General features: G+C 65.6%; 18 protein-coding genes. 8 read left to right on the top strand and 10 right to left on the bottom strand.

Going from position 1 to position 18,312, the window contains the following annotated elements; genetic code table 11:
- Positions 1-11: 11 nt before the first annotated feature.
- From EEB15_RS26675 to EEB15_RS26640, 8 genes are all read right to left on the bottom strand, one after another.
- Positions 12-1,061 (bottom strand): tectonin domain-containing protein, encoded by a 1,050-nt coding sequence (locus EEB15_RS26675; RefSeq protein WP_158290243.1) that lies wholly within the window; start codon positions 1,059-1,061, stop codon positions 12-14.
- 106 nt (positions 1,062-1,167) lie between these two features.
- Positions 1,168-1,980, bottom strand: a complete 813-nt coding sequence (locus tag EEB15_RS26670) for an SDR family NAD(P)-dependent oxidoreductase (RefSeq protein WP_141513003.1) — start codon at positions 1,978-1,980, stop codon at positions 1,168-1,170.
- A 63-nt stretch (positions 1,981-2,043) separates the two neighbouring features.
- Entirely contained in the window at positions 2,044-2,790 is a 747-nt protein-coding gene (locus tag EEB15_RS26665; protein ID WP_141513002.1) for an SDR family NAD(P)-dependent oxidoreductase, read from the bottom strand.
- A complete protein-coding gene (locus EEB15_RS26660; protein ID WP_141513001.1) occupies positions 2,783-3,700 on the bottom strand; it encodes a branched-chain amino acid ABC transporter permease in 918 nt (305 codons plus the stop codon). The genes EEB15_RS26665 and EEB15_RS26660 overlap by 8 nt, the downstream gene beginning before the upstream one ends.
- A 7-nt stretch (positions 3,701-3,707) precedes the next feature.
- On the bottom strand, positions 3,708-5,027 hold the full coding sequence (locus EEB15_RS26655; RefSeq protein WP_141513000.1) for an ABC transporter substrate-binding protein: 1,320 nt from the start codon (positions 5,025-5,027) through the stop codon (positions 3,708-3,710).
- A 23-nt stretch (positions 5,028-5,050) separates the two neighbouring features.
- Positions 5,051-5,956, bottom strand: a complete 906-nt coding sequence (locus EEB15_RS26650) for an NAD(P)-dependent oxidoreductase (protein WP_141512999.1) — start codon at positions 5,954-5,956, stop codon at positions 5,051-5,053.
- A gap of 13 nt (positions 5,957-5,969) precedes the next feature.
- Positions 5,970-7,919: a 5-dehydro-2-deoxygluconokinase gene (gene iolC, locus EEB15_RS26645; protein WP_141512998.1), complete on the bottom strand. Its 1,950-nt coding sequence runs from the start codon at positions 7,917-7,919 to the stop codon at positions 5,970-5,972.
- On the bottom strand, positions 7,916-8,773 hold the full coding sequence (locus EEB15_RS26640) for a MurR/RpiR family transcriptional regulator (protein ID WP_141512997.1): 858 nt from the start codon (positions 8,771-8,773) through the stop codon (positions 7,916-7,918). Before EEB15_RS26640 ends, iolC begins: the two co-directional genes overlap by 4 nt.
- A 112-nt stretch (positions 8,774-8,885) precedes the next feature.
- Between EEB15_RS26640 and EEB15_RS26635 the strand changes: the two genes are divergently transcribed.
- From EEB15_RS26635 to EEB15_RS26620, 4 genes are read left to right on the top strand one after another with little or no spacing between them, the layout of a single operon-like run.
- Positions 8,886-9,902: a branched-chain amino acid ABC transporter permease gene (locus EEB15_RS26635; protein ID WP_141512996.1), complete on the top strand. Its 1,017-nt coding sequence runs from the start codon at positions 8,886-8,888 to the stop codon at positions 9,900-9,902.
- A complete protein-coding gene (locus tag EEB15_RS26630; RefSeq protein ID WP_141512995.1) occupies positions 9,899-10,642 on the top strand; it encodes an ABC transporter ATP-binding protein in 744 nt (247 codons plus the stop codon). Before EEB15_RS26635 ends, EEB15_RS26630 begins: the two co-directional genes overlap by 4 nt.
- The gene (locus tag EEB15_RS26625; protein WP_233259631.1) at positions 10,639-11,433 is read left to right on the top strand and encodes an ABC transporter ATP-binding protein; all 795 of its coding nucleotides are present in this window, start codon (positions 10,639-10,641) and stop codon (positions 11,431-11,433) included. The genes EEB15_RS26630 and EEB15_RS26625 overlap by 4 nt, the downstream gene beginning before the upstream one ends.
- Positions 11,433-12,050, top strand: a complete 618-nt coding sequence (locus EEB15_RS26620; RefSeq protein WP_141512994.1) for an ATP-binding cassette domain-containing protein — start codon at positions 11,433-11,435, stop codon at positions 12,048-12,050. Before EEB15_RS26625 ends, EEB15_RS26620 begins: the two co-directional genes overlap by 1 nt.
- Here the strand turns inward: EEB15_RS26620 and EEB15_RS26615 are convergent.
- Entirely contained in the window at positions 12,027-14,039 is a 2,013-nt protein-coding gene (locus tag EEB15_RS26615) for an acetoacetate--CoA ligase (RefSeq protein WP_141512993.1), read from the bottom strand. The two genes, EEB15_RS26620 and EEB15_RS26615, sit on opposite strands and share 24 nt — an antisense overlap.
- A gap of 76 nt (positions 14,040-14,115) precedes the next feature.
- Between EEB15_RS26615 and EEB15_RS26610 the strand changes: the two genes are divergently transcribed.
- The 4 genes from EEB15_RS26610 (at position 14,116) to EEB15_RS26595 (ending at position 17,684) form a co-directional block, all read left to right on the top strand.
- Positions 14,116-14,718, top strand: a complete 603-nt coding sequence (locus EEB15_RS26610; protein ID WP_141512992.1) for a TetR/AcrR family transcriptional regulator — start codon at positions 14,116-14,118, stop codon at positions 14,716-14,718.
- Positions 14,719-14,924: 206 nt separating this feature from the next.
- Positions 14,925-15,809, top strand: a complete 885-nt coding sequence (locus EEB15_RS26605; RefSeq protein WP_141512991.1) for an alpha/beta hydrolase — start codon at positions 14,925-14,927, stop codon at positions 15,807-15,809.
- A 119-nt stretch (positions 15,810-15,928) separates the two neighbouring features.
- Positions 15,929-17,251, top strand: coding sequence for a solute carrier family 23 protein (locus tag EEB15_RS26600; protein ID WP_141512990.1), 1,323 nt, complete (start codon positions 15,929-15,931; stop codon positions 17,249-17,251).
- 10 nt (positions 17,252-17,261) lie between these two features.
- A complete protein-coding gene (locus EEB15_RS26595; RefSeq protein WP_141512989.1) occupies positions 17,262-17,684 on the top strand; it encodes a hotdog fold thioesterase in 423 nt (140 codons plus the stop codon).
- Positions 17,685-17,693: 9 nt separating this feature from the next.
- Here the strand turns inward: EEB15_RS26595 and EEB15_RS26590 are convergent, their stop codons facing one another.
- Positions 17,694-18,263: a cob(I)yrinic acid a,c-diamide adenosyltransferase gene (locus tag EEB15_RS26590; RefSeq protein ID WP_141512988.1), complete on the bottom strand. Its 570-nt coding sequence runs from the start codon at positions 18,261-18,263 to the stop codon at positions 17,694-17,696.
- Positions 18,264-18,312 lie beyond the last annotated feature (49 nt).

The raw sequence follows: 18,312 nt of genomic DNA, 5'->3' as shown, positions 1-18,312 counted from the left end.
GGCGACCTGCGTTATTTCTTCCAGAGCGTGCCGTCGTTGCGGACCAGAAGCAGAGATCCATCAGCGGCGGCGCTGACGCCGACGAACTTACCGGCAGGCACCGGCGGCCTCACCCAGGCGGACGTCGCGGGGTTCCATTGGTAAACGTCGCCGGCCGCACTCACGCCCCAGATATTGGATGCGCTGCCCACCGAGATGGTGCGAAGCGCGCCCGACATTTGCTCCCAGCTCTGCTTCTCGGTCCAGCGCCAGATCGATTCATTGGCGTCGAGCGCAAACACCGTGCCGTCCGCCGAGGCGGACACGGAAGTGAACTTTCCAGGCACGACGTGCCATTCGACTCCGCCCCAGATGTAGGTGTAGCCGTCCGCATTGACGCCCCAGATGTTCGCGGTGTTGCCGTAGGCGATCTGCTTCAGCCCACCAGGCATGACGATCCAGGAGGCGGGAACCGGCTGGAGCGCGGCAGCCTTGGAGCGATAGATAACGCCCGCCGACGTGACACCCCATCGTGTGCCGTCGCTGCCGTAAGCGACTTGCGACAAGGCGATTCCACCGGGTGCCCAGCGGCTTCCGTCCCATTCGGCGAGCTGGCCGGAGGAGATGCCACCATAGTTGTTCGCGGAGCCGATGCTCGCGCTGCTGAACGACGTACCGACGCCGACCTGTACGAAGCTGGGAGGCACGGGCGCCGATGGAGTGGCGGTGACATCGCTGCTGTGCGGGCCCCGCCCCACCGCGTTGCCGGCCTGCACGTAGCAGTTGTACGCAAGGCCGTTCTGCATCCCGCCGAGTGTCCACGTGTAGTGAACTCCTAGGGGCGAAGCGGCGGAGTTGCCAGCCGTGCTCCAGCACACCAGCGTGTGGTAGAGGATCGGCGACCCGCCGTCGCTCGCGGGAGCGCGCCAGTTGAGAGTGATCGAGCCGTTACCCGGCGTCGCTGTGACCGCCGTCGGCGCCCCGGGCACTGTCTGGGCGCTCGCTGGAGGGGCGAGAACGCCCGCCAGCAACACCACAGCAGCGGTTTGGTTGATGCGCGCCCGCAGGCGTCCGGCGCACATGGAGGCGCTTCTTCGTTCGTTCGACATGGATCTCCCTGGAATACTGGCCTGCAACGTCGCATCTTAGGAAGTGCGGCCTTGCCGCACCATAGCCTAAACAGGTGACCTATTGGCTCGCCGTGATTCCGCCATCCACATAGATCACTTGCCCGGTGACGAATGCGCCTGCCGGGCTGGCAAAAAACACCGCAGCCCCCGCCACATCTTTCGGGTCCGCAACGCGCCCCAACGGAATTCGCCCCAGTACCTGCGCTTTGGTCTCCGGGTTCTCCAGCCAGTGCCGCGCCATCTCCGTGCGCACCACCGTGGGTGCGATGCCGTTGACGGTGATGCCGTGCACGGCCAGCTCGCTCGCGTGCTGTTTGATCAGCATCACCAGGCCGCCCTTGGTGCTGCAATACGCCGAGTAGCCGCGGCCGCGCAGGCCGAGTTGCGCGCGCACGGAGAGCAGATGCATCTGCGCGCCGCCGCGCTGGCCGGCGATCTGGTGTTTGGCTGCGGCCTGCGCGAGGAACATCGCGGCCTTCAGGTTGACCTGCAGCACTTCGTCGAAGGTTTCCTCCGTCACGTCCAGCAGCTTCTGTTCGCGCTGCATGCCGACGCAGTTGACGAGGATGTCCAGGCCGCCCAGCTCCTTGGCCACGCGGTCCACCGACGCCTGGATGTCGGCGACGGAATGCGCGTCCATCGCGAGGCCGATGGCTTCGTGGCCGGCGGCGCGCAAGTCGTTTGCGAGTGCTTCGGCCTTGGTGGCGTCGCGGCCGGATACGGCGACTCTCGCACCGGCCATTGCGAGTGCCCATGCCATGGCTTCGCCGATGCCGCCGTAGCCACCGGGGACGTAGGCGGTTTTGCCCTTCAGGCTGAAGAGGTTGGCCAGTTCGCGGGTGAAGTCGATGCGGGGGGTGATGGCTGGCATTGGTGAGGCTTGGTGGTGTGCGGAGATGGATTGCGGGTCAAGCCCGCAATGACAGCCGTGGGGTCAGTCCATTAGCAGGCCGCCGTTCAGGTCGACGATCTCGCCGGTGATGAAGCCGGCCAGCGGCGACGCGAGGAAGCGCACCACGTGCGCGAATTCCTCCGGCTCGCAGAAGCGGCCGACGGGAATGTCTTTCAGCAGCTTCTGCCGCTGCTCTTCGTTCAGCTGTTCGGTGATCATCGGCGTCTTCACGTAGGCTGGCGAGATGCCGTTGGCCGTGACGCCGTGCGAAGCCAGCTCGCGTGCCAGCGAGAACGTGAGCGACGTCATCGCGCCCTTCGACACCGAATAGGCCGTGCCCGCCGTCAAGCCGCCGGTCTTGGCCGCGAGCGAGCAGGTGTTGATGATGCGGCCGAATCGCCGCTTCTTCATCGCGGGCATGACGCACTGCGCGAGGAAGAAGGCGCCGTCGAGGTTGGCGCCCAGCACGCGCCGCCATTCCGCCGGGTCTGTGGCTTCCGCCTTGTTGTTGGAGAGGATGCCGGCGTTGTTGACCAGGATGTCCGCATCGCCCAGTTCGCTCGCGATGCGCGCGCAGCCGGCACGCACCGCATCCGGGTCGCTGATGTCGAACGAGAAGGCGCGGGCGTTGTCGCCCAGACCGCGCGCCAGTTCTTCATTGCGCTCGCGGTTGAAGTCGACCATCGCCACCTTGCAGCCGTCTTCCAGCAGAAACTTTGTCGCGGCCAGGCCCATGGTGCCCGCTGCGCCGGTGACGATGGCAACCTTGCCTTGCAGGGTTTCAAACATCGAGCACGCTCTTCTTTCCAAAGAGGCCGCGCGACCGGAAAGTTACCACGGCGATGAACAACAAATACATGGACATGAGCGACCATTCGGAAGCATACGCTCCGGTGAGTCCGACGACCATGCCCACCATCAGCCCCGCCAGCACCGCGCCCCAGAGCGAGCCCACGCCGCCGAGCACGATGATGAGGAAGGCGGGCACCACCGCATCCACACCCACATGCGGACGGATGCCCCAGATCGGCGCCATCACCACACCGGCGATCGCGGCCAGCGCCACGCCGATGCCGAACACCAGCAGGCGCAGGCGCGCCAGGTTGATGCCCAGCGCGCGCACCATCTCGCTGTCGTGCGCGCCGGCCTTGATGATCGCGCCGTAGGGCGTCTTCTCCAGGAACAGCCACAGCGCAGCGATGGCGAAGATGGCGAAGCCGCTGGCGAAGAACCGGTACTTCGAATAGATCAAGTCGCCGAGCAGGAACGCGCCCGAGATCGCTTCGGGCAGGGCCAGCTGCTTCTCCGTCGAGCCCCACACCACGCGAATCGTTTCCTCGATCACCAGCGCCGCGCCGAACGTGAGCAGCAGGCCGTAGAGCGGGTCCTTGCCATAGGTGCGGCGCAGGCACAGCTCCAGCAGCATGCCGAACAACCCGACGAACACCGGCGCGAGAAACAGCGCGACGAGATAGCGCGTGCCGATGGGCAGCGCCATGTACGCGGCCTGCACGTTGGGGAACCAGCCGAGCTGCGGCGAGACGAAGAACAGCGCGAAGTACATGCCCAGCGCAAAGAGCGAACCGTGCGCCAGGTTGATGGTCTCCATCACGCCGACGATGAGCATGAAGCCCAACGCGATCAGTGCGAAGAGAAGGCCGAGGGAGATGCCGTTGACGAGGTGGGGGAGCACGTTCACGGGGCTGCTACGCCTCGTAGCTCGGCGTGGCTTCGTAGGTTTCCAGCTTGCACGCGCCCGCGGCGTCCTTGTCGACCACTTCCTTCGGGTCCACGTTGGAGAGGATCTTGTAGATGTCGTCCTTCTCGGCCGGCTGGTCGTTGTAGGCCGCCATGTAGATGGTCTGCTGCACGTGGTGCGTGGCCGGGTCGATCCACGCCTCGTGGTGCTGGAGGCGGTCGGCCGCGCTCATCTTGCGGCCTTCGAGCTTCTTGATGATGGCGATGTTGTTGGTGGTGCCCGCCTCTTCGACGCAGCGCAGCAGCTCGCGCGTGGCCATGTAGCCGTTGTGGTACACGTTGCCGGGCACGCGAATGGCCATGCCGGGGAACTGCTTCTGGTAGGCCGCCACGAACTCCTTCACGCCCGGCAGGTTGAGGCGCCAGTACCAGGTGGTGCCGAACACGCCGAAGATCGCCTCCGGGCCCAGGCCGTAAACGTCAGGCCAGTCCTGCTGGTTGTTGATCCACGCGGCCTGCTGGTGCATCTTCAGCTGCACCACCTGCTGGCGCAGCGCCTTGATGTCGTCGCCGCCGACGGCGGTGGCAACCGCATGCGGCTTGATCTGTTGCAGCTTGAGCAGGTAGGCGGAGAAGTCGCGTGTGTTCTGCGGCACCAGCAGCTCCTCCACCACGCGGCCGCCGTTCGCCTCAATCACGGCGCGGGTGGACTTGGCGGTGTTGTGGCCCCACACGTAGTCGTTGGTCAGCAGCACCCAGTTGCGGCCGCTGGTCTTCATCGCGTTGCGCACGATGGCCTGCGAGAAGTTGGCGCCGTTGCCGTCCCACACGAACTTGGTGCGATGGCAGTCCTTGCCGGCCTCGGTGGGCGAGCTGGAGTTGGTGTTGAAGAAGATCGCGCCGTACTTCTGCGCGACCTGCGAGATGGCGTTGGCCACGCCCGAGTGCACCGCGCCGATGAGGAAAGCGGCCTCGTTGCGCGTGATCATGCGTTCCGCCACGCGCGATCCGGTGGCCGGCGTGGTTTCCGTGTCCATGTGGATGGCTTCGATGCGCCGGCCCAGCACGCCGCCCTTGTCGTTGAACTCCTTGATGGCCATCATCGCGCCCAGCCGCTCTTCGCCGCCCGACGCCGCGTACTGGCCCGATGCGTCCATGGTGAGGCCGATGACGAGCGGCTTCTTCTGCGCGGCCTGCGCCCAGGCGTGGTTGTGCTTCCACGGCCCGTAGAACGGCGCGGCGCCGTACAGGCCCGCACCCGCGATGGCCAATGCCGACTGCTTGAGCAGCGAACGGCGGGAAGTGGTCTTGTCTTGTGAATCGCTCATGATGTCTGTCTCCTGTAGTGTGTCTAGCGCGGAACGATCTTGAGATTGCCGGCCTTCTCCTGCGCCTCGAACAGCGACGGGATCATCTTGTCGCCGAAGCCCAGGTTGTTGGCCAGCACGAAACTCTGGTGCGCGGCTTCGGCCATCAAGGTCGTCACCGGTTGCATCTCGGCCAGGTGCGTGAAGTAGCGCAGGTCTTTCTGCCCGTTGGCGATGCCGAACTTCATGCCGGTGAGGTCGCCCTCTTTCAGCATCTTGGTGGACATCATCTGGAAGATGCCGCAGTTGACGCCGCCGACCGACACCACGTCGTAGAGCTTGTTGAGATCGAGCCCCGCCTTGGCGCCGACGGCGAAGGCTTCGGCGATGGATGCCGCAAAGCTCATCGCCATCATGTTGTTCACGAGCTTGAGCACGTGGCCGTGGCCGGGCGGGCCGACGTGGAAGATGTTTTCGCAGAAGGCCTTGAGCACCGGCTCCAGCGCCTTGAAGTCCTCAAGCTCCGCGCCGACCATGGTGTTCAGGCGCCCTTCTTCCGCTTCCCTCGGCGTGCGTGCGAGCGGCGCGTCGATCAGCTTCACGCCTTGCGCCGCGAGATCGGCACGGATCTTCGCGCTCGATGCCGGCTCGGCGGTCGACGTGTCGACCACGATCAACCCGGGCCGCGCGGCGGATAGCAGGCCGTCCTTGCCGTAGACGATCTCTTCGACTTGCGGCGAACCCGTCACACAGATGAAGACGATGTCGGAGGCGCGCGCGCAGTCCGCGTTGCTCTGCGCCTCCTTCGCGCCGGCAGACAGCAGGTCATCGAGGTTGCTGCGATTGCGGTTGGCCTTGAAGGTGAGTGGGAAGCCCTTGGCCAGCAGGTTCTTCGCCATGCCGTGGCCCATCATGCCGATGCCGATGAATCCGATGCGTTGTGTCGTCATGTTTTGGGGTCCTTCACAAAATGGCTTTGAGGGTGGCGCCGGCTCGTGCGCGTGCGCGGGCGTCATCCCAGCTGGCAATGAGGCGGGCATAGCGGTCGGCGATGTCGGCGACGACGGCTTCGTCGTCCATGCGGCCGGCGAACCAGCCCGCCGCCGCGTCGGCAAAGATCGATCGGCCGACCGCGAAGCCGCGGCACACCGCGTGCGGCGCTGCGGAGCGAAAGCTGCGCTCCAGGTCTTCTTCGCTGGCTTCGAGGCCCAGCACCAGCACGCCGCGGCAATGCGGATCGTGTCGCTGGATGACGTCGGCGATCTGCGTCCACTCCCCGTCGCCGTCGCAAGGCGGCAGCTTCCACCAGTCGGGCAGAACGCGGGCTTTGTAGAGCTGTGCCAGCGCATCCGGCAAGGTGGACTCGGTGCGCGGCATGTCGCGCGGCGGAATCACTTCCACCAGCAACTCGTGGCCGGTGGCGATGCACGCGGACTGCAGTTCGCGCAGCGTTTCGATCTGCGTTGCGCGCAGCCTCGCGTCGTCTTCCGGGTGGTAGCTCACCAGGCACTTGGCCACGTGCTCGGCGGGCCAGCTGCGCATGTGCAGGGCCATGCCGCATCCGGCTTCGAACGCGAGTGGGCGAGAGCCCGGCAGTTCCACAGGCCGCGCGACCCACCAGCCCTTGCCGGTGAGCGACGGCAGCACCTCTTCGCCAAAGCGGCCATCGACGATGACGCCCGCGCCGGCGCGGTTGCCTGCGCCGCGCCGCGCACCTTCGGCGATCAGGCGCTTGAACTGTTTGATGTCGTCGGCAGTGCGGTCGTTCCGGTCGGCGATCTCTTCCAGCTGCGTGCGATGGTCGAAGGCCAGCACCACGAGCTCGGGCCAATCGCGGGTGCGCGTGGTGACGCGGTGCAGGTGTTCCAGTTTCTCGTCTTCGCGCAGCCGCGGCGTGGGCGAACCGTGCGCCAGGAAATATTGCAGCTCTTTCCAGCTGGCCATCGCCGGTGCGCAGCCGTGACGCGACACCACGATGGCGCCGCAGGCATTGGCCCAGGCGCAGCAGTTGTCGAGCGGCTCGCCCTTGAGCCAGCCGCGCAAGAAGCCGGCCATGAATGCATCGCCCGCGCCGAGCACGTTGAACACTTCCACCGGAAAGCCCGGACCCTTGTGGCCGAGCTCGATGTCGTTGGGGATGGCGCCGTCGAACACCACGCAGCCCATGGGGCCGCGTTTGACCACGAGCGTCGCACCCGTCAACTCGCGCAAGCGTTTGAGCGCCTGCAGCGTGTCGGTGCTGCCGCCCGCGATGTGGATCTCCTCTTCCGTGCCCACCACCAGGTCGCAGTCGGGGATGACGGTTTGCAGATGGGCGCTGACCTGGTCCGAAGGCACGAATCGCTGCTCGCCCATGCCGGGGCTGGTCAGGCCCCACAGCACGGGGCGATAGTCGATGTCGAGCACGACGAGGGTGCCCGCAGTCTTGGCGGCCGACATCGCGGCACGGCACGTCTTGTAGGTTTGCGGTTGCGACAGATGCGTGCCCGACACCAGCAGGCCGGTGGCGGAGCCGATGAAGGCGCCGTCGAAGTCTTCCGCGCTCACGGCCATGTCGGCGCAGTTGTCGCGGTAGAACACCAGCGGAAAGGTCTCGCGGTCCTTGATGCCCAGGAACACCAGTGCGGTGAGGCGATGCGGATCTGTCTTGACGTGGGACACGTCCACGCCTTCGGCGGCCAGCGTTTCGCGCACGAAACGGCCGTTGTGCTCGTCGCCCACGCGCGTCAGCATCGCGGGCTTGAGTCCCAGGCGCGCCAAGCCCACTGCCGTGTTCGCCGGCGAGCCGCCGAGGTATTTGTTGAAAGTCTGCATGTCCTCCAGGCGGCCGCCGATCTGCTCGCCATACAAGTCGACCGCCGCGCGGCCGAGGCAGACAAGATCGAACGGGCGGGGCACGGGAGGGTTCTTCATGACTTGGCTTTGCGGGCCTTGGCCGGCTCGGGTTTTTCGGCGAGGTGATGACCGGTGCTCATCACCAGCGCCTGCGCCAGGCACATCGGCGCGACCAGCGAGCGGAACGGCTTTGACGAATCGTCTGCCAGCTCGAAGCACACCTTGGCCGGCGCGACCAGCGGCGACAGCGGCCCATCGGTGATGGCAATCACGGGCACACCTCGCTCGCTGCACGACGTTGCCGCATCGAGCACCTCGGGCGAGTAGTTGCGAAAGCTCGCGACCAGCAGCACGTCGCGCTTGTCGATGGCACGCAGGCTCTCGCGCAGCATGCCGCCTGCACCGTCGAGCAAGTGGGTCTTGAGCTCGAGCTGGCCCAGCGCATAGGCAAGGTAGCTCGCCACCGGGAACGAGCGGCGCTGCGCCAGCACGTGGATGCGGTCAGCGCCGGCGATGAGCTTTACCGCGGCTTTCACGTCGGCCTCGCGAATGGTTTCTTCCAGGTGGCCCAGCTCGCCGATCGAATCACCGACGAGCTGGTGCAACACGCCGGCCGGCGCGCGCTGGCCGTTGAGCTGCTTGCGGCGCAGAGTGTCGATGCGCTCGCGGTAGCTAGCCGAGCGCTCGACCAGGTGGCCGCGGAAGACCTGCTGCATGTCGGAGAAGCCGCGGTAGCCCAGCGCGTTGGCGAAGCGGATCATGGCCGAGGGCTGCACTTCGGTGGCTTCGGCCACGGCGGCGACAGTGCCCAATGCGAGGTCTGCCGGCTTTTCCAATGCGAAGCGCGCGATGCGCTGCAGCTGGCGCGACATGTCTGGGTAGGCGCGGGTGATCGCGTCCTTGAGCTGGTCGTAAGTGGCGGCGCTTTCCATGTCTGTCTGCGGGTAACCCAGGAGATTGAAACGAACAAAAATTCTTGCTTGTAAGAATATTAGAACGTATATTCTGTTTTGACAAGGACGTTCTCAAAGGGTTTTCCCCGCCATGCAATCCGCCCCGGGCCGCGCCCCGCTCTTTCCCCTGCCGATGGTGGCCACCGTGTTGGTGCTGCTGTCCACGCCGCTGTGGCTGTCGCGCGTGGGCCTCTACCAGTACCTGGCGCTGGAGATCATGATCTGGATGCTGTTCGCGCTGGGCTACAACCTGCTGCTCGGCTACACGGGCCTCCCCTCTTTCGGGCACGGCGCGTACTTCGGCATCGGTGCCTATGCGTTCGGCTTGCTGCAGCACAAGCTGTGGGCCAACCTGTGGTTCGATCTGCTGGGCGCGATGGTCGCCGCGGCGCTGCTCGGCGCGCTGGTGGCCTTGTTCATCTCGCACCGGCGCGGCATCTACTACGCGCTGCTGACCATCGCGTTCGGCCAGGTGTTCTGGTTCGTGTCGATGAAGTGGCACAGCCTGACGGGCGGTGAAGACGGCCTGTTGAACATCAAGCGGCTGCCGGCGGATTTTGGCTTCGTGTCGATCAGCCTGAAGAGCAACGACGCCCTCTTCTACTTCTGCCTCGCGGTCTTCGCGGTGGCCGTCGCGGTGCTGTGGCGCCTGGTGCATTCGCCGCTGGGGCGCGTGTTCTCGGCCATCAAGCAGAACGAGACACGTGCCGCTTTCGTCGGCTACAACGTGTGGCTGTACAAGTGGCTGGCGTTCACGATTTCCGCTTCGGTGGCGGGCCTGGCGGGCGGCCTGTTCGCGATGGCGCAGCAGTCGGCGTATCCCAACGTGATGAGCCTGCACAACTCGGGTTTCGTCGTGATGATGGTGTTGATCGGCGGCGGGCTGGTGAGCTTCTGGGGCCCGCTGATCGGCGCGGCCTTCTTCATCCTTGCGCGGGACTTGCTGGGCGCGTACACCGAGACATGGCTGCTCTGGTATGGCCTCGTGTTCATGGCGCTGGTGCTGTTCAAGCCCGAGGGCGTGGCGGGCATGTGGCAAGCCTGGCGCGCGAGGCGCAAGCCCAAACCTTCTTCACCGGCTGTTGCCGTGCAGGAGCAGCGCGTATGAGTCTGTTCGAAGCAAAGGGATTGGCGAAGCGATTCGGCGAACAGGTGGTGCTGGAAGACATCAGCCTCTCGTTCGACGAAGGCCAGCTCGCCGGCATCATGGGCCCGAACGGCGCGGGCAAGACGACCTGCTTCAACGTGCTGACCGGCCGCTTCCGCCCGGACCGGGGGCGTGTGACCTTCGCGGGCGAAGACATCACCGGCCTGGCGCCGCGCGAGATCGCGCGCAAGGGCATCTCACGATCGTTCCAGATCATGAACCTGTTCAACGACTACTCTGCGCTGGACAACGTGCTGATCGCGACGCCGCATGTCAGGCGGCAGGGCTTCAATGCCTGGCGCGATCTGGGTGCCGACAGCACGGCGCAAGATTTGGCGGCGGCGGTGCTGGCGCGTGTGGGCCTGAAGGGCAAGGAACAGGTGCAGGCCAAGAGCCTTTCCTATGGCGAGCGGCGCGCGCTGGAGATCGGCGTCGCGTTGGCCGCGCAGCCGCGCATGCTGTTCCTGGACGAGCCGACTGCGGGGCTGGGTTCGGAAGGCACCGCGCGCCTTGCCGAACTGATCGCCGAACTCAAGCGGCAAGTGACCATCGTCATCATCGAACACGACATGCAATTTCTGTTCAAGCTGGCCGACAAGGTGTCGGTGATCCACTGGGGCCAGGTGATCGCGCAAGGGACGCCGGCGCAATTGAAGGAGAACGAGTGGGTTCGGCGGTCAAATTTGGGGGCACTGGCATGAACGTAGTCACCCACCGTCCCGTCATTCCCGCGAAGGCGGGAATCCAAGGCGCCCTGGATCCCCGCCTTCGCGGGGATGACGAGGTTGTTTCCGCCATGCTCACCGTCAACCGCATCAACACCTTCTACGGCGAGACGCAAGCGCTGTTCGACGTTTCGCTCGAAGTCGGCGCCGGCGAAGTCGTGGCATTGCTCGGCGCCAACGGTGCAGGCAAGACGACGACGCTGCGCTCCATCCTGGGCCTGACGCCCGCCCGCTCCGGCTCCGTGCACTTCGACGGCCGCGACGTGACGCACGCCACCACGCATGAGATCGCGCGCGGCGGCATCGGCTGGGTGCCGGACGACCGCCGCATCTTCCCGACGCTCACAGTCGCGCGCAACCTCGCGATCGCTCGCAAGAAGACGCGCTTTCGCTCCTGGAGCGAGAAAGAGTGCTTCGAGATCTTCAGCGCGCTGGAATACCTGATGCACCGCGAGTGCGAAAACCTTTCCGGTGGCGAGATGCAGATGGTCGCGATCTCGCGGGCGCTGATCGGCGCACCAGGACTCGTGCTGTTCGACGAGCCGAGCCAGGGCCTCGCGCCCAAGGTCGTGCAAGACGTGATGAAGACGATCCTGCGCCTCAAGGGCGAAGGCATTTCCGTGCTGGTGGTGGAGCAGAACGTGCAAAGCGCGCTGCAGGTCGCCGACCGGGCCTATGTGATGAACCTGGGCGCCATCGTGCATGAGGGCCCGGCCGCGCAGTTGCGCGAAGACGAGGCGCTGCGCAAGCGCCTGTTGGGGGTGTGATGGCCAAGCCTTTGCTTCACGTGGATCAAGTCGCCAAGCAGTACACGCGCGGCATCATCGACAAGCGCGTCACGTTCTCGCTGGCCGCGGACTTCACCATCGATGGCCCGGCGGTCGTCGGCGTGATGGGCCCGAACGGCTCGGGCAAGACCACGCTGTTCGAGCTGATCACCGGCAGCAACCTGCCCACCAGCGGGCGGGTGCTGGTCGAGGGCCAGGACATTCATCAGGTGAAGACGCGCGAGCGGGATCGCCTGGCGATCCACTATCACCAGTCGTACCAGGTGCGGTCGTTCCAGAAGAGCAAGCCGAACTTCATGCTCGATCACGCGGCGAGCGACTCGCCGCGCATCCACCTGTTCGACGAGCCGCAGTTCAACACGCAGGACGGCTACATCGGCTTCATGCTCGACTTCTTCAAGAAGCTGCGACGCGAAGGCAAGCTGGTGTTCCTGTGCCTGCACCCCAATGAGCCGTACCACATCGACATCCTGCGCGAGAGCTGCGAGCAGTTCATCTACGTGCAGAAGGGTGTGGTGACGCAGGCGCCGGATTTCGAGACGCTGGTGGAAGACGAGCGGGTACGGGCCTATCTAGGCGCCCTCGCGCCTGCTTGAAGCGAGTGCCACATACCAATCCAGGCACCCGGGATTCGCCATCGCATCCTTGTTGACCACCTTCTCGATGGGCTGCCCGAGCAGCAGCTTCTTGATCGGCAGCTCCTGCTTCTTGCCTGACAGCGTGCGCGGGATTTCGGACACCTGAAAGATCTCGTTCGGAATGAAGCGCGGCGACAGGGCGGTCTTGATCGCGTTGTTGATCTTCGCCTTCATCGCATCGTCGAGCGTCATGCCCGAGCGCAGCACGACGAAGAGCGGCATGTAGCTTTCGCGGCCCAGGTACTCCAGGTCCACCACCATCGAGTCCAAGACTTCGGGCAAGGCCTCCACCGCGCTGTACAACTCGCTGGTGCCCATGCGCAGGCCATGGCGATTGATGGTTGCGTCGCTGCGGCCGTAGATGATGCAGCCGCCTGCGGGCGTGATCTTCAGCCAATCGCCGTGCCGCCAGACACCCGGATACGTGTCGAAGTAGGACGAAATCAATCGCTTGCTGCCCTCGTCGTTCCAGAAGTACAGCGGCATCGACGGCATGGGCCGCACGCACACGAGCTCGCCCACTTCATCGATGACCGGCTGGCTTTGCTCATTCCATGCCTCGACGGCACAGCCCAGCAAGCGGCATTGCATCTCGCCGGGCACCAGGGGCAGCTCGCGGTTGCCGCCGATGAAGGCGCCGGCGAAGTCGGTTCCGCCCGACATGTTGGACCACCACATGCCCGGCGTGCCGATCGCCTCGAACTGCTTCGTGCCCCACAGCTGAACCTCGGCCGAGAGCGGCGAGCCGGTAGTGCCCAACGCGCGCACCGACCGCAAATCGCCGCACTGCGAAAGGTCCACACCCGCCTTCATGCAGTTGGCGTAAAAGGCCGCGCCCGCACCGAAGAAGGTGACGCGCAGGTCCGCCGCGAAGCGCCACATCGTCGACCAGTCCGGCTTGTCCTTCGTGCCGCCCGGGTTGCCGTCGTAGATGCAGCAAGTGGTGCCGTTCAACAGCCCCGCCGCCTGCATGTTCCACATGACCCAGCCTGTGGAGCTGTACCAGTGGAAGCGTTCGCCCCAGCTGTTGAGCAGGTAGCTGCAGCCGATGTCGTTGTGCAGCACCTTGAGCGCCAGCCCGACGATCACCGTGCCGCCGTGGCCGTGCACGATGGGTTTGGGCAGGCCGGTGGTGCCGCTGGAATAGACGATCCACAGCGGGTGGTCGAATGGCATCCACAGGGGTTCGAAGTTCGCGACCGCGTCGTCGTCGCGCGCGTTCGCCTGCTCCCAATCCGTCCATGGCGCGAGCGCATCCATCGCCGCGGCATCGACGCCGAGGTTCCGATGCACGATCAGATGCGTGACGCTCGGCAACGCGGCGCGCATCTCGGCCACGACCGAGGTTCGGTCGAACTGCTGGCCGCCGTAGCGCACGCCGTCGCACGCGATCAGCACCTTGGGCTCAATCTGCTTGAAGCGGTCGAGCACAGCGTTCGTGCCCATGTCGGGCGCGCACAGGCTCCACACACCACCGATGCTCACCACGGCGAGGAAGGCGACGATGGTTTCCGGAATGTTCGGCAGGTAGGCCGCGACACGGTCGCCGGGTTGCACGCCCTGCGCTTGCAAGTGCAGCGCGAGCGATGCGACTTGCCGACGCAGCTCGGGCCAGCCCAGCTCCCGGTGCTCGCCCTTCTCGTTGCGGCTGATGACGGCCGCAAAGCCGGCCGCGTGTGCAGGCGCGACGTGGCGGAACACCTGTTGAGCGTAGTTGAACTGCGCGCCTTCGAACCACTTCGTGCCCGGCATTTGCGCGTCGTCCAGCACCGCACGGTGGGGCGTAGGCGAGCGAAGGTCGAAGTAGTCCCAGATGCTCTGCCAGAACGCCGCCAGATCATCGATGGACCATTGGCGCAGCGCCTCGTAGCTGTCGAACGTCAGGCCGCGGGTGTCGCGCAGCCAATCCTGGTAGAGGCGGATCTGGGGGATGTGGGGGGCGGGCATGGCAAAAAGCATACCCCCGGAAGCCCTGGAAAGCGACGCGCTTGCCATTTCGCACAACCGTGCTAATATCCGCCGCATGGACGCCAAAACTCAGAAAAGCGAATTGACCCGCGCCGCCATCGTGGCCGCCGGGATCGAACTCGCTTCGGCGGAAGGCTTGGAAGCGATCACGCTGCAGGCGGTGGCCGACCGCAGTGGCCTCTCCAAGAGCGGCGTGTTCTCTCGCGTGGGTTCACGTGAGGCGCTGCAGAAAGCCGTGATCGAGGAATTCGGCCGGGGCTATCTGGCCGACGTCTTCGTGCCCGCGATGCAACTGCCCAAGGGCCTGCCGCGCCTGGCCAACATCGTGGAGCGCTGGATCATCCGCGCCCGCGACATCGACGCCAAGAGGGGCTGCATCTACAGCGCCGGCGCGTTCGAGCTCGACGACAAGGAAGGGCCGGTGCGAGACCTGCTGCTGCAGCAAGTCGTCGGCTGGCGCGCCGCGCTGCGGCGCACCGTGCTGCAGGCCGTCGATGCCGGGCACCTGAGGAGCGAAACCGATGCCGAGCAGATGGTGAGCGCGATCAACGCCCTCATCCTCGGCCTGATCCACGACGCGCGCTTCCTGCGCGATTCGCGCGCCGCCGAGCGGGCGCAGGCCACCTGGCTGCGCCTGCTGGACACCTACAAGAGATAAAGAGACAAGAACGGAGACAGTGTTCTCGATGCCTGAAAGCTTGCCCACATTTCGCACGACTGTGCGAAGAAAGGAACTGCCATGTTCACCCTGCTTCTGATTGCCACGGCCTACGGCGGCTGGCGCGTTGTGCGCGCCGCCATCGAATCGCTGCGCGGCCTGCCGCGCACCAACGAAGACATGATCTTTTATTGAAGGGAAGCGCCATGACCCGCACCGCGCTCGAGGCCACCTCGGCCTTCTACCAAGCCAGCCCCGGCATCCGCCTGTTCCGCCTGGCGCTGACCGCATCGCAACGCCTGTGGCCCGCGCTTGCCGTGCGCGCCGCCTGCCGCTTGTTCCTCACGCCGCTGCCGCCCAAGTGGCTGCATCGCGGCAAACCGTGGGATGCATCGTGGCGCGTGGAGAGTTGGCCTTTCGAAAGCGCCAGCGTCACCGTCTATTCGCAGGCCGTCGCGCCGCATGGGCCGGTTGCGCTGCTGGTGCACGGCTGGGGCGGCCATGCGGGGCAGATGGTCGCGCTGGCCCAAGCGCTCGCCGGGCAAGGCATGCGCCCCGTCATCCTCGAGATGCCGGGCCACGGCCGCAGCAAAGGCGCCGAAAGCACGCTGCCGCAATTCACGCGCGCCATCGAGTATGTGAGCGCGCGGCTGCGCCAGCAGGGGCATCACATCCGCGCGCTGGTCGCGCATTCGCTCGGCGCCAGCGCCAGCGCGTATGTCGCAAGCCGCGGCCTGCCCATCGAGCGGCTGGTGCTGCTGGCGCCGGCAGCGTCCCCACCCGAATACACGCGGCTGTTCGCGCAGGTGTTCGGCTTGTCGGAAGCCACGCGGGCAGCGATGCAAAAGCGCATCGAAGCGCGCGAAGGCATTCTCATGCCGCAGTTCGAACCCGATTCGGTGGGCCCGCGCATTCGCGTGTCGACGATGGTTGTGCATGACCGCGGAGACAGCATCAACCGCTTCGCCGACGGCATGGCTTATGCGCATGCGATCAAGGGCACCGAGCTCGTGGCGACCGAGGGGCTCGGCCACCGCAAGCTTCTGAAAGACGCCGAGGTGCTGGGGAAGGTGGCGATCTTCATGACGTGAAGCACGCACGCGCGTAGCCCTCACCCCAACCCGCTCCCAGCGGGAGAGGGGGCAAGGCAGCTTGCGCGGCACGAGCATTGCCCCTAGCATCGCTCCACTTTCACAGGAAGGAGCGAGACATGGGAATGTTCGACTGGACAGAGAAGCCCGCTGACGTATTGCATCAAGGGGGCGTCATCGCTCCCGACGAAAGATTGCCGTGGCCGCAAACCGCGGTGATGGGCGTGCAACACGTGATCGCGATGTTCGGGGCCACGGTGCTCGCGCCCATCCTCATGGGGTTCGACCCCAACGTCGCCATCCTGATGAGCGGCATCGGCACGCTGATCTTCTTCTTCATCACCGGCGGCAAGGTGCCCAGCTACCTGGGCTCCAGCTTCGCCTTCATCGGCGTCGTGATCGCCGCCACCGCCTATGCGGGCAAGGGCCCCAACGGCAACATCGGCGTGGCACTGGGCGGCATCATTGCCTGCGGCCTCGTGTACGCCATCATCGGCGCGATCGTGCAGGCGGTGGGCACCAACTGGATCGAGAAGGTGATGCCGCCCGTCGTCACCGGCGCCGTGGTCGCGGTGATCGGCCTGAACCTCGCGAGCATCCCCATCAAGAACATGGCCGCGAGCAATTTCGACTCGTGGATGCAGGCCGTCACATTCGTGTGCGTCGGGCTGGTGGCGGTGTTCACGCGCGGCATGATGCAGCGCCTCTTGATTCTGGTCGGCCTCATCATCGCCAGCATCATCTACGCGGTGCTCGCCAATGGAATGGGCCTGGGCAAACCGCTGGATCTGTCGGGCATCGCCAATGCGGCCTGGGTCGGCGCGCCGGCCTTCGCCGCGCCGGTATTCGACAGCGCGGCGATGCTGCTGATCGTGCCGGTCGCCATCATCCTGGTGGCAGAGAACCTGGGCCACATCAAGGCCGTGACGGCGATGACGGGCCGCAACCTCGACCCGTACATCGGTCGCGCGTTCATCGGCGACGGCGTGGCCACCATGGTCAGCGGCGCGGCCGGCGGCACGGGCGTGACGACGTATGCCGAGAACATCGGCGTGATGGCCGCGACCAAGATCTACTCCACCGCCGTGTTCGTGGTGGCGGCGGTGCTCGCCATCGTGCTCGGCTTCTCGCCGAAGTTCGGCGCGGTGATCCAGGCCATTCCGCTACCGGTGATGGGCGGCGTGTCGATCGTGGTGTTCGGCCTGATCGCGGCGGCCGGCGCGAAGATCTGGGTCGACAACCGCGTCGACTTTTCGCAGAACCGCAATTTGATCGTCGCGGCGATCACGCTGATCCTGGGCACGGGCGACTTCACGCTGAAGTTCGGCAGCTTCGCTCTGGGCGGCATCGGCACCGCAACCTTCGGCGCCATCCTGCTCTACGCGCTGCTGAATCGCGGCCCGGCCCCGGTGTCGCAAGCGGCGCCGCAGAAGGCCTCCTAGAATCGCGAGCATGCCGATCTGGAAAAAACCCATCTCCGTCGAGATCCTCACCTCCATCCACAAAGACACCGCCGTCGAACGGCTGGGTATCGAGTTCCTGGAGGTGGGCGACGATTTCATCCGCGCCCGCGTTCCGGTGGATGTCCGCACCAAGCAACCCTATGGCTTGCTGCACGGCGGTGTGTCGGTGGTGCTGGCGGAAACGCTGGGCTCGTGCGGCGCGGCCTATTCAGCGCCGGAAGGCGACCGCGCTGTCGGGCTGGACATCAACGCCAATCACCTGCGCGGCGCCACCAGCGGCTGGGTCACCGGCATCACGCGGCCGGTACACATCGGCCGCAGCACGCAGGTCTGGCAGATCGACATGAGCAACGACGCCGGTGAGCTGACCTGCGTGTCGCGCATCACGATGGCGGTGCTGCAGGCGAAGTAGGTCCAGCGATCAGGGCGCGGCGTTCGACGCCGCGAGACGTTCGCTCTTCCAATACACGTCGTCGCCGCCGTTCATGCGGTTGAGTACGCGTGCCAGCACGAACAGCAGATCGCTCAGCCGATTGAGGTATTGGCGCGGTGTCTCGCGCAGCTCTTCCGCGGCACCCAGTGCCACCACGGCGCGTTCCGCTCGGCGCGCAACCGTCCGGCACACATGCGCCTGCGAGGCCGCGCGATTGCCCGCGGGCAAGATGAACTCTTCGAGCTTCGGTAGCTGCGCGTTGTAGTGCGCCAGTGCCTCGTCCAGCGCCAGCACGGCATCGGCCTTGAGCAGCTCGAAGCCGGGAATCGACAGCTCACCGCCGAGGTTGAAGAGTTGGTGCTGAACCTCGACCAGCAGCTCGCGCACACCCGGTGCCAGGTCATCGCACAGCAGCAGGCCGATGTGCGAATTGAGCTCGTCGACGTCGCCCATGGCGTGGACGCGCAGTCCGTCCTTGGAAACGCGGGTGTTGTCCCCAAGTCCGGTTGTGCCGTCGTCCCCCGTGCGGGTTGCGATTTGTGTCAGGCGTTTGCCCATGATTTACTCCAGCGCGAAATTGCTTGCACGGATTGTGCGTTACCCGGCC

It is taken from the genome of Ramlibacter sp. WS9, from assembly GCF_003797765.1.
Taxonomy (GTDB): Bacteria; Pseudomonadota; Gammaproteobacteria; order Burkholderiales; family Burkholderiaceae_C; genus Ramlibacter.
This window is presented reverse-complemented; position numbering and strand designations above follow the sequence as displayed.